The sequence below is a fragment of the Roseateles chitinivorans genome, assembly GCF_002761755.1.
Lineage (GTDB): Bacteria > Pseudomonadota > Gammaproteobacteria > Burkholderiales > Burkholderiaceae_C > Roseateles > Roseateles chitinivorans.
This window is the reverse complement of sequence record NZ_PEOG01000018.1, coordinates 21,526-37,236: the sequence shown is the minus strand read 5'-3', so window position 1 is coordinate 37,236 and position 15,711 is coordinate 21,526. Positions and strand designations below refer to the sequence as shown.

Genomic DNA, 15,711 nt, shown 5'->3' with positions numbered 1-15,711 from the left:
GACGGCGGATCACCCGCTGGCGGCGCCCTTGCTCGGCGCGCCCGGACCGGCGCAGCGCCGTGCCATGGCCAAGGCCATCACGCTGCTGGAATCGACCCGGCCCGACCATCGGGCCCAGGCCGACGCGTTGCTCACCGGGCTGCTGCCGCGCGCCGGGCGCTCGCTGCGGCTGGGCATCTCCGGCGTGCCCGGCGTCGGCAAGAGCACCTTCATCGAGGCGCTCGGGCTGGCGCTGCTCGACCAGGGCCACCGCGTCGCGGTGCTGGCGGTCGATCCGTCGAGCTCGGTCTCGGGCGGATCCATCCTCGGCGACAAGACGCGGATGGAGCGGCTGTCCATGGACCCGCGCGCCTACATCCGCCCGAGCCCGTCGAGCGGCACCCTGGGCGGCGTGGCCGAGAAGACCCGCGAGGCGATGCTGGTGTGCGAGGCCGCGGGCTTCGACATCGTCATCGTCGAGACGGTCGGTGTCGGGCAGAGCGAGACGGCGGTCGCCGGCATGACCGACATGTACTGCCTGCTGCAGCTGCCCAATGCCGGCGACGACCTGCAGGCGATCAAGAAGGGCGTGATGGAGCTGGCCGACCTGGTCGTCATCAACAAGGCCGATCTGGACGATGCCGCCGCCACGCGGGCGCAGGCGCAGATCACCTCCTCGCTGCGGCTGTACGGCATGCACCGGCGGCCGGCGCACGATCACCGGTCGCCGCTCGGCCATGCGCCCGGCCTCGCCGGAGTTGCCGGCGCCGGGGAGGCGGGCAGCGAGCGCGGCGAGCACGGTGAGGGCGCCCATCGACCCTTCTGGGAGCCGCGCGTCATGCGGATGTCGGCGCTGAAGGGCGAGGGCGTCGACGCGTTCTGGCGCGCGGTGACCGAGTTCCAGGCGCTCCAGCGGGCCAACGGCGCCTTCGAGGAGAAGCGCCAGCAGCAGGCGCTGGCGTGGATGTGGGAACGCATCCAGTCGGGCCTGAAGCAGCAGTTCAAGGCGGCGCCCGCGGTGCGTGGGGCGCTCGAGGACATCACGGCGCGGGTGCTCGGCGGGCAGCTCGCGGCGTCGACGGCGGCGCGGGAGCTGCTGGCGAAGTTTTCCGGAGACAGGAATCCCGAGGATTCAAAGGACCAACGACATGCATGACATCCAACAGATGCTCGAGGACAAGCGCGAGCAGGCGCGCCAGGGCGGTGGCGAGAAACGCATCGCGGCGCAGCATGCCAAGGGCAAGCTGACCGCGCGCGAGCGGCTGGACCTGCTCTTCGACGACGGCACCTTCGAGGAATGGGACATGTTCGTCGAGCACCGCTGCGTCGACTTCGGCATGGCGGACAACAAGATCCCCGGCGATGGCGTCGTCATCGGCTACGGGATGATCAACGGCCGGCTGGCCTTCGCCTTCAGCCAGGACTTCACCGTCTTCGGCGGTGCGCTGTCCGAGGCGCATGCCGAGAAGATCTGCAAGGTGATGGACCAGGCGATGAAGGTCGGCGCGCCGGTGATCGGCCTGAACGACTCGGGCGGCGCGCGGATCCAGGAGGGCGTCGCCTCGCTGGGCGGCTATGCGGAGGTCTTCCAGCGCAATGTGATGGCCTCCGGCGTGATCCCGCAGATCAGCATGATCATGGGCCCCTGCGCCGGCGGCGCGGTGTACTCGCCGGCGATGACCGACTTCATCTTCATGGTGAAGGACAGCAGCTACATGTTCGTCACCGGTCCGGAGGTGGTGAAGACGGTGACCCACGAGGAGGTGACCGCGGAGGAGCTCGGCGGCGCGTCCACCCACACCGCCCGCAGCGGCGTGGCGGACCTGGCCTTCGAGAACGACGTCGAAGCGATCCTGATGCTGCGGCGCTTCTTCAACTACCTGCCGCTGAACAACCGCGAGAAGGCGCCGTGCCGGCCCAGCGGCGATCCGGGCGCGCGGCTGGACCACTCGCTCGACACGCTGGTGCCGGACAACCCCAACAAGCCCTACGACATGAAGGAGCTGATCCTGAAGGTCGTCGACGACGGGGACTTCTTCGAGCTGCAGCCGGAGAACGCGAAGAACATCCTGACCGGCTTCGCGCGCATGGAGGGGCAGACGGTGGGGATCGTGGCCAACCAGCCGCTGGTGCTGGCGGGCTGCCTGGACATCAGGAGCAGCATCAAGGCAGCGCGCTTCGTGCGCTTCTGCGATGCGTTCAACATCCCGGTGATCACCTTCGTCGACGTGCCGGGCTTCATGCCGGGGACCTCGCAGGAGTACGGCGGCATCATCAAGCACGGCGCCAAGCTGCTGTACGCCTATGCCGAATGCACGGTGCCCAAGGTGACGGTGATCACGCGCAAGGCCTATGGCGGCGCCTACGACGTGATGAGCTCCAAGCACCTGCGCGGCGACGTGAACTTCGCCTGGCCCAACGCGGAGATCGCGGTGATGGGCGCCAAGGGCGCGGTGGAAATCATCTTCCGCGAGGACAAGAACGATCCGGCCAAGCTGGCGGCGCGCGAGGCCGAGTACAAGGCGCGCTTCGCCAATCCGTTCGTGGCCGGCGCGCGCGGCTTCATCGACGACGTCATCCAGCCGCACGAGACGCGCAAGCGCATCTGCCGTTCGCTGGTGATGCTCAAGGACAAGCAGCTCGAGAACCCGTGGCGCAAGCACGGCAACATCCCGCTGTGAACCGGGCCCCCCAGTCGCTTCGCTCCTGCCCCCAAGGGGCGCCGCCCAGCGGCCCGGCGGAGCCGGATCCGCGGGCGTTGCTTGACCGAGGCCCGGCTTCGCCGGCCTGAATCCGAATTCAAGGTTTGCCATGTTCAAGAAGATCCTGATTGCCAATCGCGGCGAGATCGCCTGCCGTGTCATCAAGACCGCCCGCAAGATGGGCATCAAGACGGTGGCGGTGTATTCCGAGGCGGACAAGGACGCCCGTCACGTGGAACTCGCCGACGAGGCGGTGCTGCTGGGCCCGGCGCCGTCGCGCGAGTCGTATCTCGTCGCCGACAAGATCCTCGCCGCCGCGAAGCAGACCGGCGCCGAGGCCATCCACCCGGGTTACGGCTTCCTGTCGGAGAACGAGGATTTCGCGCGCCGCGTCGAAGAGGAAGGGCTGGTGTTCATCGGCCCCAAGCATTACTCGATCGCGGCGATGGGCGACAAGATCGCCTCGAAGAAGCTGGCCGGCGAGGCGCGGGTCAACACGATTCCCGGCCACAACCAGCCGATCGAGTCGCCCGACGAGGCCGTGGCCATCGCCAATCGCATCGGCTACCCGGTGATGATCAAGGCGAGCGCCGGCGGCGGCGGCAAGGGCCTGCGCGTCGCGTTCAACGACAAGGACTGCCACGACGGCTTCACCAGCTGCCGCAACGAGGCTCGCGCGAGCTTCGGCGACGACCGCGTGTTCATGGAGAAGTTCGTCGAGTCGCCCCGGCACATCGAGATCCAGGTGCTGGGCGACGCGCAGGGCAATGTCGTCTACCTCTGGGAACGCGAGTGCTCGATCCAGCGCCGCCATCAGAAGGTGATCGAGGAGGCGCCGTCGCCGTTCATCAGCGAGGCCACCCGCCGCGCGATGGGCGAGCAGGCGGTGGCGCTGGCCAGGGCGGTCAGGTACCAGAGCGCGGGCACCGTCGAGTTCGTCGTCGGCAAGGACCAGTCCTTCTACTTCCTGGAGATGAACACGCGGCTGCAGGTGGAGCATCCGGTCACCGAGTGCATCACCGGGCTGGACCTGGTCGAGCTGATGATCCGTGTGGCGGCCGGCGAGCCGCTGCCGTTCAAGCAGGAGGAGATCCGGCGCGAAGGCTGGGCGATCGAGTGCCGCATCAATGCCGAGGATCCGTTCCGCAACTTCCTGCCGTCGACCGGCCGGCTGGTGAAATACCAGCCGCCGGAGACCTCGATGGAGGCTGCGGGCGACGAGCGCTTCGGCGTGCGGGTGGACACCGGCGTCTTCGATGGCGGCGAGATCCCGATGTTCTACGACTCGATGATCGCCAAGCTGATCGTGCACGGCCGCGACCGCGACGACGCGATCGCCAAGATGCGGGAGGCGCTCAACGGTTTCGTCATCCGCGGCATCTCCAGCAACATCCCGTTCCAGTCGGCACTGCTGGCGCATCCGGATTTCCGCTCGGGCGACTTCAACACCGGCTTCATCGCGCAGCATTACGGCGGCGGCTTCCATGCCGAGGACGTGCCGCACGACGATCCGGACTTCCTCGTCGCGCTGGCCGGCTTCATCCGCCGCAAGGCCCGCGAGCGGGAGGCCGGCATCACCGGCCAGTTGCCGGGGCATGAGGTCCGCATCGAGCACGACTATGTGGCGGTCGTGAGCGAAGGGCAGGGCCGCTTCCGCCGCTATCCGCTCAACATCACCGAGTACGTCGGCGCGCAGGGCGAGGCGCTGATCCAGGTCGGCGCCGACGGCACCGAGGGCGGCGACATCGGGCGGGGCGGCGTCAAGTCCTACCGCATCGTCAGCACCTCGCGACTGAACGACACCCGGCTCTTCGGCACGGTGAACGGACAGCCCTTCGTCGCGCAGGCCGAGCGCGGCACGCCCCGCGCACCGCTGGCCTACCGCATCCAGCACAACGGCCGCGCGATCGAGGTGACGGTGCTGTCGCCGCGCGCGGCGGAGCTGCATCGGCTGATGCCCTACAAGGCGCCGCCGGACACCAGCAAGCTGCTGCTCTCGCCGATGCCGGGGCTGCTGGTCCATGTGGCGGTGCAGCCGGGGCAACTGGTGCAGGCCGGCGAGCGGCTCGCGGTGATCGAGGCGATGAAGATGGAGAACATCCTCACCGCCACGCAGGACGTGAAGGTGGCCGAGGTGCTGGCGAAGGTGGGCGAGAGCCTGGCTGTCGATCAGCCGATCGTGCGTTTCGAATGAAGGAGCAGGCGATGAGCGCATCCGCATCGACAACCGCATCGACGGCCGCCGCGGCGAAGCCCTACCGCATCCTCGGCATCCAGCAGATCGCGATCGGCGGGCCCGACAAGGCCGCGCTGCGCCGGCTGTGGGTGGATGTGCTCGGGCTGGAGGTCACCGGCAACTTCGTGTCCGAGCGCGAGAACGTCGACGAGGACATCTGCGCGATCGGCAGCGGGCCGCACAAGGTCGAGGTCGACCTGATGCAGCCGCTGGATCCGGAGAAGAAGCCGGCGGTGCATGTCACGCCGCTCAATCACGTCGGCCTGTGGGTCGACGACCTGCCCCGGGCCGTCGAATGGATGACGGCGCACGGCGTGCGTTTCGCGCCGGGCGGCATCCGCAAGGGCGCCGCGGGTTACGACATCTGCTTCATCCACCCGAAGAGCAACGACGAGTTCCCGATCGGGGGCGAGGGCGTGCTGATCGAGCTGGTGCAGGCGCCGGCGGAGGTGGTGAAGGCGCTCGGCGGCGGCTGAGCGCGGCCGCGCGGCGCCGGCGGCAGCCGGTCAATCGACCAGGATGCCCCGGTTCTTCAGCGTCAAGTGGATCTTGTCGCCGACCGTGTCCTTGTTGAACGGCTTGACGATGTAGCCGGTCGCGCCGAGCTGCGCGGCGCGGATGATGTCTTCCTTGCGGCCCTCGGCGGTGACCAGCAGCACCGGGACCGTGCGCAGCGCGTTGCCTTCCGGCTTGCTGCGCAGTGCCTCCAGCAGCTGGAAGCCGTTCATCACCGGCATGTTCACGTCGCTGAGCACGAAGTGCACCGGCTCGCCGGACTCGGCCGACAACTCCAGTTGCCGCAGCGCCGCCTTGCCGTCCTCGGCCTCCAGGATCTTCTTGAAGCCGAGCTCGCGCAGGAGCCCCGAGATGATGCGACGCATGGTCGAGAAGTCGTCGACCACCAGGAAACAGAACTCTTCGCGCTTGATCGTCGTGACCATCTGACACCTCTTCAGGCGGGGAATCGTAGCGCGGCGGCTTCCGCGCCCGGACAGCGAGTGCGCGTCAGGCGACCTCGTCGAGCAGGGCGCCCAGCATCGAAGGCGTCGCCGAGCGTCGGGCCGCCTCCTCGGGCCGCGCCGTAGCCGGCGCCGCCGTGCTGGCGGTCCTGGCCGCCGCCTTCGCCTGCGCGGCTTCCGCGGCCGCCTTCTGGATCTGCGCGATCTGCTCCATCACCATCTGCATCTGCGTCTGGAGCAGCTTCTGGCGCTTCTCCTTGGCGGACGCGTCCATCGTCGAATCGTTCGCCAGCTCCTTCATCTGCTTCTGCAACTGCTTGAGCTGGGACTGCAGGCGTGCGATCTGCGCATCGGCGCCCGTGCCGGACACCGCGGACGCGGACGAGCCGGCGGGGGCGGCGGCGGTGGGAACGGCGACATGCATGGGAACTCCTTCGGCGACCCTCGGGATATCGGCCGCCGGGGGCAGGTCTTGAGCGTCGCCAGGGCGCATGCCGCGCATCGTGCGGACCCCGCCGGCGTCGCTGGCACCGCCAGGGGACAAGCCCGTGCGGGTAGCATCGCCGGATGAGCGCCACCCGTCCCGATCCCGTCGCCGAGTTGCTGCGGCATGCCGCCACCACCTACATCGCGCCCCGCTTCCGTCATCTGGCGGATGACGACGTGATGCAGAAGGCGCCCGGTGAATGGGTCACGACGGTGGACCGGGAGGTCGAGGCCTTCCTGACCCCCGAACTGCGCGCGCTGGTGCCGGGCTCGCGGGTGGTCGGGGAAGAGCAGTGCGCGGAGACGCCGGAGCTGCTGGACCAGCTCGACGAGGGGCAGGTCTGGCTGGTCGATCCGCTGGATGGCACTTTCAACTTCATCTCGGGGCGCGAGCCGCTGTCGTCGATGGTGGCGCTGCTCGAGGACGGCGTCGCGGTCGGTGCCTGGATGCTCGACCCGATCGGCGGCGTGCTGCATCACGCGCGGCGCGGGCAGGGCGCCTGGCGCGAGGACCAGCGGCTGCGTGCGGCGCCGGGACCGGGCTTGCGCCGCGCGGTCGTCAAGACGCGCTTCCTGCCGCAGGACCATCAGGTCCGGGTGGCCACTTGGCAGGGCGTCGAGATCCTGCCCGGCCTGAATTGCGCCGGCGCGGAATATCCCGCGCTCGCCGAAGGCGCCTTCGACGCGACGCTCTACTGGCGCAAGCTCGCCTGGGACCATGCGCCCGGCACGCTCTTCGTCACCGAGGCCGGTGGCGTCGCCGCGCGGCTGGACGGCACGCCCTACCGCGCCGGCGATCGCCAGCCGGGGTTGCTGGTGGCGCGCAGCCGCGAGGTCTGGGACGAAGCCGCGGCGGCCTGGAAAGTCGAGTGAGCCCGCCGGCCCGCGCGGCACCTGCGCCGGGCCCTTGAAAGCACCGACAGTCCCTGAACGGGGCACGCCGATTGCCGCATCGCCGGTCGATGACGGCCCCGCTCGCTTCCCTCGACATCGCCCGCCGGCTCGACCGGCTCCCCTGGTCACGCTGGCATTGGCGCGTGGTGCTCGCGCTGGGCGTGGCCTGGGTGCTGGACGGCCTGGAAGTGACGCTGGTCGGCTCCGTCGGCGCGGTGCTGGAGCGGCCGGACACGCTGGGGCTGTCCGCGGTGCAGGTCGGCTGGTCCGGCTCGCTCTACCTGGCCGGCGCCATCATCGGCGCCCTGGTCTTCGGCCGCCTGTCCGACCGGCTCGGTCGCAAACGGCTGTTCCTCGCCACGCTGGCGGTCTATGCCGTCGCGACGCTCGCCACCGCCTTCTCGACCGACTTCGCGTTCTTCGCGCTGTGCCGCTTCGTCACCGGCCTGGGCATCGGTGGTGAGTACGCCGCGATCAACTCCGCGATCGACGAGCTGGTGCCTGCCCGGGTGCGCGGTCGCGTGAACCTGGCGATCAACGGCAGCTTCTGGATCGGTGCCGCGCTGGGCGCCGCGTCCAGCCTGTTGCTGCTTCATCCGGACGTGCTCGGTCCGGTGCGGGGCTGGCGTGTCGGCTTCGCGATGGGCGCGCTGCTGGCCGTAGCGATGGTGCTGGTGCGCCGCCATGTGCCCGAGAGCCCGCGCTGGCTGCTGCGCCACGGCCGGGCCGACGAGGCGCAACGCATCGTGGCGGACATCGAGGCCGAGGTCGCCGCCCAGCATGGCCCCTTGCCGGAGGTGCCGCCGGTGGCGCGCCGGGAGCACCGGCGCGCGGTGCCCGACCTGCGCGAGGTGCTGCATGTGCTGCTGCGACGCTATCGGACGCGCAGCGCCGTGGCGCTGGCGCTGATGCTGGCGCAGGCCTTCTTCTACAACGCGATCTTCTTCAGCTATGCGCTGGTGCTGACCCGCTTCTATGGCGTCGAGGACCACCGCGTGGCGCTCTACATCTTTCCGTTCGCGCTGGGCAATGTGCTGGGCCCCCTGCTGCTGGGGCCGCTCTTCGACCGCGTCGGCCGGCGCCGGATGATCGCGCTGACCTACGGCCTGGCGGGCGTCGGCCTGGCCGCGACCGGCGTGGCCTTCGTCGCGGACGTGCTGGATGCCCGCTCGCAGGCACTGTGCTGGTCGGCGGTGTTCTTCTTCGCGTCCGCCGCCGCCAGCTCCGCCTACCTGACGGTGAGCGAGGTCTTCCCGCTCGAGATGCGGGCGATGGCGATCGCGATCTTCTATGCGGTGGGCACGGGCGCCGGCGGCTTCGCGGCGCCGTTGCTGTTCGGCTGGCTGGTCGAGAGCGCCCAGCGCGGCCAGGTGGCGATCGGCTACGGCATCGGCTCGGCGCTGGTGATCATGGCCGGCCTGCTGGCGCTGCGCTTCGGCGTCGATGCGGAGTGCAAGCCGCTGGAGGACATCGCACCGTCGATGGACGGTGCGCACGACGGCCCCGAGGGCGCGCCGCGCAACGCGGCGGCTCGCGGCTGACCGGTCGACGACGGGCCCGGGCCCGCGGGACGCGGCCGGACGCCCGAGCTCAGCGCCGGCCGAACCAGCGCCGCACGCGGCGCTTCCAGTCCAGCCACTGGCGATGGCGCGAGCGATCGATGCGCTTGACGTCGATCAGCGTGAGGTCACCGCAGGCGGACATCGTGTGCAGGCCGCTGAGGAATCCCGGATGCGCGAGGTCGCCGGTGAAGGTCGCCGGCAGCGCGCGGACCTCGACCGCCTCCGGCGTGAGCCGGTCGAAGCGCAGCCAACGTGTCGCGCCGCCATAGCTGGTGCGGCTGTCCTGCACCGGCAGCGTCACCCGGCCACCGGCATCGACGAAGGGGGTGCCGGCCGGCCGGGCGCCGTCGTGTGCGGACCTCACCGGATTCGCCGGATGCGGCGTCCAGGGCCCTTGCAGCGCATCGGCGCTGGCGACGTGCAACTCGCGCTGGTCGCGCTTGTCCGGGCCGATGACGGCATAGAACATCCACCAGCGCCCCTCGTGCCGCAGCAGCGAGGCATCGACCGCATGCACGCCGGGCAGCAGCGCGCAGACCCGTTCCCAGCGCTCCCAGCGCTCGGCGCCATCCACCGCGCGATACAGCGCCACCTCGGCGGCCTGGCTGGACTCCGGCACCATCCAGACCTGCCCCTCGTGCTCGAAGACGAAGGGATAGGACAGGTGGAAGGGCTGGCGCAGCACCGGCCTGGGCGCGCTCCAGACGCCGTCGGCCAGGTTCAACGTCAGCCGCTGCAGGTCGGCGCGCTTGGTGCGGTAGTCGAAATGCTCGACGAAGACATGGAGCGCGTCGCCCTCGCGCAGCGCGAAGGGGTCGGCGTAGTAGCGCCAGTCGCCGGCTTCCGGCATCCAGACGATGCGGTCGCGCAGCTCGCGCAGGCGCTCGGGGCTGAGGCGGTCCAGGCGTTCCGGGACGACGCCGACGGTCCAGAAGTCCGACTTCGGCCGCTTAACCACGGGCGTCTTCCACGCTCAGACCGGCGAGGTCGTGGATCGCGACGCCCTGGCGCGCGAGCACGTCCTGGTACAGCCCCAGCGTGGCCCGCACCGCGCTCGAGCGGTCGTAGCGGTCCATGTCGTAGTCCACCGGGCGGCGGGCCGTGCGGGCACGCTCGGCCAGCGCGGCGGCGATCGCCTGGCCCATCGCCGTCGCGTTGTCGACCGGCACGATCGCCGACTGCGCCGGATCCAGCATCTCGCGGGCGCCTAGCGTGGCCGTGGCCACGATCGGCAGGCGGGCGCGCATCGCCTCGAGGATGGCCAGCGGGAACTGCTCCTCGCGCGAGGAGGACACGTACAGGTCCATCTCGCCGAGCAACTCGTCGACGTTCCAGCGGAAGCCGAGCAGATGGATGCGCGGGTCGCCGGCGCGCAGCGACTCGAGTTCCGCACGCTGCGGGCCTTCGCCGATCAACACCAGATGGGCCTGGGCCGGCGCATGGCGCTGGAAGGCCTGGATCAGCGTGTGCATGCCCTTGGCTGCATGCAGGCGGCCGACGCAACCGATCACCGGCGCGGCGGCCGGGATGCCGAGTTCCAGTCGCAGCGAGCCCGAGGGCGCCTTCGCCGCGCAGGCGGCGGGGCTGCGTTCCGGAGCCCAGTTGTAGATGACGCGATGCATGCCGCCGAAGTCCTTCAGGTGACCGACCTGGGCCGAATTGACGCACACCAGCGCATCCATGCGCGCATGGTGGTGGGCCTTGTAGCCCACATGCAGCGTGCCGACCCGCACCCGGCCCCGGGCCGCCGCCACCGCCTTGCAGGCCGGACCCAGGTGACCGTGGACGATGTCCGCGCCCAGTCGGGCGGCCAGTCGCCGGACCCGCGCGCCGCGCAGCACCGGCAGACGCAGGCCATGGAAGCGCACGCGCTGGTCGAGCGCATGGCGGACGGCCGAGCCGGCCGGTCCGATCACATGGACCGTGTGCCCCAGCGCGGCCTGCGCGTTGGCCAGGTCGACGCAGTGGTGCTCACCACCGGCGATGCGAGACGAGAAGACCACGTGGACGATGGAGAGTGCGCGCATGACGTCGAAACGGCAAAAAAGCTAAAAAACGTTCTGAGTCTATTTCTTAACATTCAGCAATATAGACGGCGTTTCCCCGTAAGCGTGGGGTGTACGGGTGCCGAGATGGCATCGGCGTGCGCAATTCGCGGTTTCGCCTTGACGTGCCGTGAACAACTGACCCCGACGCCGGCCACGCCAGAGGCGGGCCGATGAAACCCGGCGTAACCGACGACCGTGGTTCCCCGCTCACTCGAATGGCGCGACGAAGCGCTGTTTCTCTGGCATGAACTGCAGGGGTGACCACCTGCATGCAGGGGCATTGAAGTTAAGCTAGCGCGCCCTTTTTGCGGCCTGCGCACGAAGGACATTTATTTACGACCCGTCACCTCCCGCTGGAGCCCGCTTCATGTTGCGTTTGTCGCTGATTGCCGTTGTCGCCGCGTCCCTGCTTGCCGGTTGCGGCAAGCCTTCCCCCGACAAGCAGGCATCGCCCGCCGCCGCCGCCGCGGCCAGCGCGCCCAGCCTGCTGGTGGCGCCGGAGGACGTGCAGACGCTGGGCGTCAGCGAATACGCCAGCGGCCCGGTCATCACCGGCTCGATCCAGCCGGAGCGCCGCGCCGACCTGCGCGCCGAGCTGCAGGCCGTCGTGCTGCAGGTCTTCAAGGAGAACGGCGAGCGGGTGAAGCGCGGCGACCTGCTGGTCCGCCTGGACGACACCGCGATCCGCGACACGGTGCAGTCGGCCGACGAAGCCGCCCGCGCCGCCTCGCAGAGCTTCGAGCAGGCCGAGCGCCAGTACCAGCGCCTGAAGACGCTGCAGGCCCAGGGCATGAGCTCCATCCAGGCGATGGAGGACGCCGAGATCCGCCGCAACAACGCGCAGAGCGACCTGGTGGCCGCCCGCGCCCGGGTGGCCACGGCGCGCCAGCAGCAGCAGCGCACCGAGGTGCGCGCGCCGTTCGACGGCGTGGTCAGCGACCGCAAGGTCTCGCCGGGCGACTCGGCGCAGCTCGGCAAGGAGCTGATCAAGGTGATGGATCCAGCGTCGATGCGCTTCGAGGGCCTGGTCTCCGCTGACCGCATGGCCGAGCTCAAGCTGGGCCAGACCGTCTATTTCAGGGTCAACGGTTATCCGCAGGTGGACTTCCAGGGCAAGGTGCGCCGCATCGCGCAGGCCGCCAACGCGAGCACCCGGCAGGTGGAAGTGCTGGTCGACTTCGCCGGTGCCCAGCAGCCCGGCGTGGCCGGCCTGTACGCCGAAGGGCGGGTGCAGACGAACAGCGTCTCGGCGTTGATGGTGGCCGACGGCGCGCTGGTGCGCGAGGGCGACAAGGCCTTCGTCTGGCGCGTGGACGGCGGCAAGGTCGGCAAGGCCGCGGTCCGCCTCGGCGCCCGCGACGACCGCCAGGGGCTGTACGTCGTCACCACCGGGCTGAAGCAGGGCGACCGCATCCTGCGCCACCCGACCAGCACGCTGATCGACGGCCAGCGCGTCGAGCTGACCAAGGCCGCGGTGCCGATGGCCAGCGGCGCGGGGACCAAGTCGGCCGTGCCCGCCGGCGCGGCGCCGGACTTCGCCGCCTCCGCGGCCTCGGGCATCTGACGACCGGCCGGACTCGAGGAGACCTCCGCCATGTTCCTGTCCAATTTCTCGGTCAAGAAGCCGATCTCGATGGTGGTGATCATCATCGGGCTGATGGCGCTGGGCCTGCTGGCGCTGTCCAAGCTGCGCGTCAACCAGATTCCCGATGTCGAGCAGCCGCTGCTGGTCGTGGGCATCACCTACCCGGGCGCCTCGCCCGAGACCGCCGAGCGCGAGATCATCAACCGCATCGAGAAGTCGCTGAACAGCATCTCGGGCGTGACCGAGGTGCGCTCGACCGCGAGCGAGGGTTACGCGCAGTTGCTGCTGATCTTCAACTTCAACAAGAACATGATCGAGGCGGCCGACGAGGTCCGCAACGCGATCGCGGCGGTGCGGCACAAGCTGCCGCTGGAGATGCGCGAGCCGGTGCTGCAGCGCATCGACCCGTCGGCGCAGCCGATCATGCAGCTGGCGCTGTCGTCGAGCTCGCAGACCCACGCGGAGATCTCCCGCCTGGCCGAGGACCAGCTGGCCGACCGCTTCCGCGCGATCTCCGGCGTGGCCACGGTGACGGTCAACGGCTCGCTGAACCGTGAGCTGTCGGTGCTGCTGAGCGCGCAGAAGCTGCGCGAATTCAACGTCTCGGTGACCGAGGTCGTCAACGCGCTGAAGATGCAGAACACCACCGCGCCGGTGGGCAAGGTGCGCGGGCTGATGGAGGACCAGTCGATCCGGTTGCTGGGCCGCATCGAATCGCCGAGCGACTTCAACCAGATCGTGGTCAAGCGGACCGGGGGCGAGCTGATCCGCCTGGGCCAGGTCGCGACGGTGCAGGACGGCTTCGCCGAGCAGACCGGCTTCTCGGTGCGCAATGGCCATCCGAACGTGGGCCTCTCGGTCACCCGCTCGCGCGACGCGTCGACGGTGACGGTGGCCGACGCCACCCGCAAGCTGGTCGAGGAGATCAATGCCACGCTGCCCAAGGGCACGAAGCTGGAAGTCACGCAGGACGGCGGCCGCGACGCGCAGGACAGCCTGAACAACGTGATCCATGCGCTGGTCTTCGGCGCGGGCCTGACGGTCTTCGTGGTCTATGTGTTCCTCAACTCGTGGCGCTCGACGCTGATCACGGCGCTGTCGCTGCCCACCTCGGTGATCGCGGCCTTCATCGCCGTCTGGCTGTGCGGCTTCACCCTGAACTTCATGAGCCTCCTGGGCCTGTCGCTGGCCATCGGCGTGCTGATCGACGACGCGATCGTGGTGCGCGAGAACATCGTGCGCCACATGGAGCGCGGCGCCGACCGTCGCACCGCGGCGCTCAAGGGCACCGCCGAGATCGGCATGGCCGTCGCGGCGACGACCTTCTCGATCGTCGCCGTGTTCATCCCGGTGGCCTTCATGCCGGGCGTGTCCGGTGAATGGTTCCGGCCCTTCGGCCTGACCGTCGTGGCCTCGGTGCTGGTGTCGCTGTTCATCTCGTTCACCCTCGACCCGATGCTGTCGGCCTACTGGGGCGACCCACCCGGCTACCACCATGCGAAGAAGACCGGCGTGTCGCGCCTGCTGCAGCGCTTCAATGACTGGTTCGACCATCAGGCCGATCGCTACGGCCTGGTCATCGAGTGGGCGCTGCATCATCGCCGCTGGATGGCCTTCTTCGCGGCGGCGAGCTTCGTGCTGGCGATCGTCCTGCAGTCGACGCTGGGCGGCTCGAGCTTCCTGCCGGCGTCGGACTCCGGCACCATCGCCATCGAGGTCCGCACGCCCGCGAGCTCCAGCCTGGAGTACGCGCGGCTGAAGATGGCCGCCGGCTCGGCGCTGGCCCGCCAGCTGCCGGAGACCAAGGCGACGAACGAGTACGTCAACGTCAGCGGCGGCCGGATCTATGTCGACCTGGGCAAGAGCACCGAGCGCAAGCGCAGCGCTGCCGAGATCGCGGCAGACCTGCGCACCCGCGTGGCGCGCCTGGTCGGCGCCGAGTACGTGGTGCTGGATGACCTGAACAACGGCGCGCAGAAGCCGGTGCAGATCCGCTTCCACGGCGCGGAGTCGCGCAAGCTGATGGAGATCACCACCGAGTACATGGCCAAGCTGCGCAATGTGCCGGGCGCGGTCGACGTGGGCCTGTCGGAGCAGGATCCGCAGGACGAGCTGCAGATCGAGATGAACCGCGGGCTGGCCAACTCGCTGGGCATCTCCGTCGGCGACGCGGCCAATGCGCTGCGGGTGGCCTTCGCCGGCGTGGAGGTCGGCGACTGGGTCGATCCCAGCGGCGAGACCCGCGACGTGGCGGTGCGCCTGGCGCCGGAAGACCGCGTCGACGCCAGCAACATCGAGCGCCTGCCGATCGCGGTGAGCGGTGCCGGCGTGATGGTGCCGCTCGAGCAGATCGCGACGGTGTCGATGGGCAAGGGGCCGGCCAAGATCCAGCACTCGGACGGCAAGCGGATGATCGCGGTGTCGGCCAATGCGCATGGCCGCTCGCCCGGCGAGGTCACCAAGGACGCGGTCAAGCTGGCGCGCTCGATCAACTTCCCGCAGGGCTACGGCATCGAGCTGGCCGGCGCGTCCAAGGACCAGGAGGAGGTCTTCGGCGCCATGTTCATCGCGCTGTTCTCCGGCATCGGGCTGATGTACCTGATCCTGGTGATGCAATTCGGCAGCTTCTCGGCGCCGATCGGGGTGATGTACTCGCTCAAGCTGTCGCTGATCGGCGTGGTGGTGGCGCTGTTGCTGACCAAGGGCACGCTGAACCTGATGAGCTTCATCGGCATCATCATGCTGGCCGGCCTGGTGGCGAAGAACGCGATCCTGCTGCTGGACGCGGCGCGCCAGGAGGAGGCCGCCGGCGTGCCGCGCGAGGAGGCGCTGATGCATGCGGGCCGCAAGCGCTTCCGCCCGATCCTGATGACCACCTTCGCGCTGGTGGCCGGCATGCTGCCGGTGGCGATCGGCGTGGGCGAGGGCGGCGAGTTCTACCGCCCGATGGCCGTGGCCATCATCGGCGGCACCATCACCTCGACCTTCCTGACGCTGCTGATGGTCCCGTGCTTCTACGACAGCATCCAGCTCTTCTTCGATCGCCTGATCGAGCGCTTCCCCCGCCGCGTCGAGCGCTTCAGCGCCGCCGGCGCCTGGGCGATCAGCATCTTCCAGACACTGCTGGTCGGGCTGGCCTTCCTGACCTGGGTGCTGTTCGTCTTCTGGGTCCTGGAGTGGCTCTACCGGCGCGTGAAGCCGGCGCCGCGCCATGACGCGGTGGCGATGGGCGCCGACGACTGAATCCCGCGGGGCTCCCT

12 protein-coding genes are annotated in these 15,711 nt (G+C 69.6%); 8 read left to right on the top strand and 4 right to left on the bottom strand.

The window, feature by feature from the left end; all coding sequences use genetic code 11:
* Positions 1-64: 64 nt before the first annotated feature.
* The 4 genes from meaB (at position 65) to CS062_RS08515 (ending at position 5,393) form a co-directional block, all read left to right on the top strand.
* Positions 65-1,135 carry a methylmalonyl Co-A mutase-associated GTPase MeaB gene (meaB, locus tag CS062_RS08530; protein WP_099861260.1) on the top strand — a complete coding sequence of 357 codons (1,071 nt, stop codon included), beginning with the start codon at positions 65-67 and terminating at the stop codon, positions 1,133-1,135.
* The gene (locus CS062_RS08525) at positions 1,128-2,660 is read left to right on the top strand and encodes an acyl-CoA carboxylase subunit beta (RefSeq protein ID WP_099861205.1); all 1,533 of its coding nucleotides are present in this window, start codon (positions 1,128-1,130) and stop codon (positions 2,658-2,660) included. Before meaB ends, CS062_RS08525 begins: the two co-directional genes overlap by 8 nt.
* A 130-nt stretch (positions 2,661-2,790) precedes the next feature.
* Entirely contained in the window at positions 2,791-4,875 is a 2,085-nt protein-coding gene (gene accC / locus CS062_RS08520) for an acetyl-CoA carboxylase biotin carboxylase subunit (RefSeq protein WP_099861203.1), read from the top strand.
* An 11-nt stretch (positions 4,876-4,886) separates the two neighbouring features.
* Positions 4,887-5,393 (top strand): VOC family protein, encoded by a 507-nt coding sequence (locus CS062_RS08515; RefSeq protein WP_099861259.1) that lies wholly within the window; start codon positions 4,887-4,889, stop codon positions 5,391-5,393.
* Between the two features lie 30 nt (positions 5,394-5,423).
* On the opposite strand, the gene CS062_RS08510 is transcribed toward CS062_RS08515, so the two are convergent.
* Both CS062_RS08510 and CS062_RS08505 read right to left on the bottom strand, forming a co-directional pair.
* The gene (locus CS062_RS08510; protein ID WP_099861201.1) at positions 5,424-5,858 is read right to left on the bottom strand and encodes a response regulator; all 435 of its coding nucleotides are present in this window, start codon (positions 5,856-5,858) and stop codon (positions 5,424-5,426) included.
* Positions 5,859-5,922: 64 nt separating this feature from the next.
* Positions 5,923-6,300, bottom strand: a complete 378-nt coding sequence (locus CS062_RS08505; RefSeq protein WP_158238713.1) for a FlxA-like family protein — start codon at positions 6,298-6,300, stop codon at positions 5,923-5,925.
* A gap of 143 nt (positions 6,301-6,443) precedes the next feature.
* Here CS062_RS08505 and CS062_RS08500 point away from each other — a divergent pair, with 143 nt between their 5' ends.
* A complete protein-coding gene (locus tag CS062_RS08500) occupies positions 6,444-7,235 on the top strand; it encodes an inositol monophosphatase family protein (protein WP_099861197.1) in 792 nt (263 codons plus the stop codon).
* A gap of 89 nt (positions 7,236-7,324) precedes the next feature.
* Positions 7,325-8,797 carry an MFS transporter gene (locus CS062_RS08495; RefSeq protein ID WP_099861196.1) on the top strand — a complete coding sequence of 491 codons (1,473 nt, stop codon included), beginning with the start codon at positions 7,325-7,327 and terminating at the stop codon, positions 8,795-8,797.
* A gap of 49 nt (positions 8,798-8,846) precedes the next feature.
* On the opposite strand, the gene CS062_RS08490 is transcribed toward CS062_RS08495, so the two are convergent.
* Positions 8,847-9,776 (bottom strand): glucosamine inositolphosphorylceramide transferase family protein, encoded by a 930-nt coding sequence (locus tag CS062_RS08490; protein WP_099861194.1) that lies wholly within the window; start codon positions 9,774-9,776, stop codon positions 8,847-8,849.
* On the bottom strand, positions 9,769-10,845 hold the full coding sequence (locus tag CS062_RS08485; protein WP_099861192.1) for a glycosyltransferase: 1,077 nt from the start codon (positions 10,843-10,845) through the stop codon (positions 9,769-9,771). Before CS062_RS08485 ends, CS062_RS08490 begins: the two co-directional genes overlap by 8 nt.
* A 388-nt stretch (positions 10,846-11,233) precedes the next feature.
* Between CS062_RS08485 and CS062_RS08480 the strand changes: the two genes are divergently transcribed.
* Together CS062_RS08480 and CS062_RS08475 are read left to right on the top strand one after the other, a co-directional pair.
* Positions 11,234-12,430 carry an efflux RND transporter periplasmic adaptor subunit gene (locus CS062_RS08480; protein ID WP_099861190.1) on the top strand — a complete coding sequence of 399 codons (1,197 nt, stop codon included), beginning with the start codon at positions 11,234-11,236 and terminating at the stop codon, positions 12,428-12,430.
* A 30-nt stretch (positions 12,431-12,460) separates the two neighbouring features.
* Entirely contained in the window at positions 12,461-15,694 is a 3,234-nt protein-coding gene (locus CS062_RS08475) for an efflux RND transporter permease subunit (RefSeq protein WP_099861188.1), read from the top strand.
* The last annotated feature ends 17 nt before the right edge of the window (positions 15,695-15,711 follow it).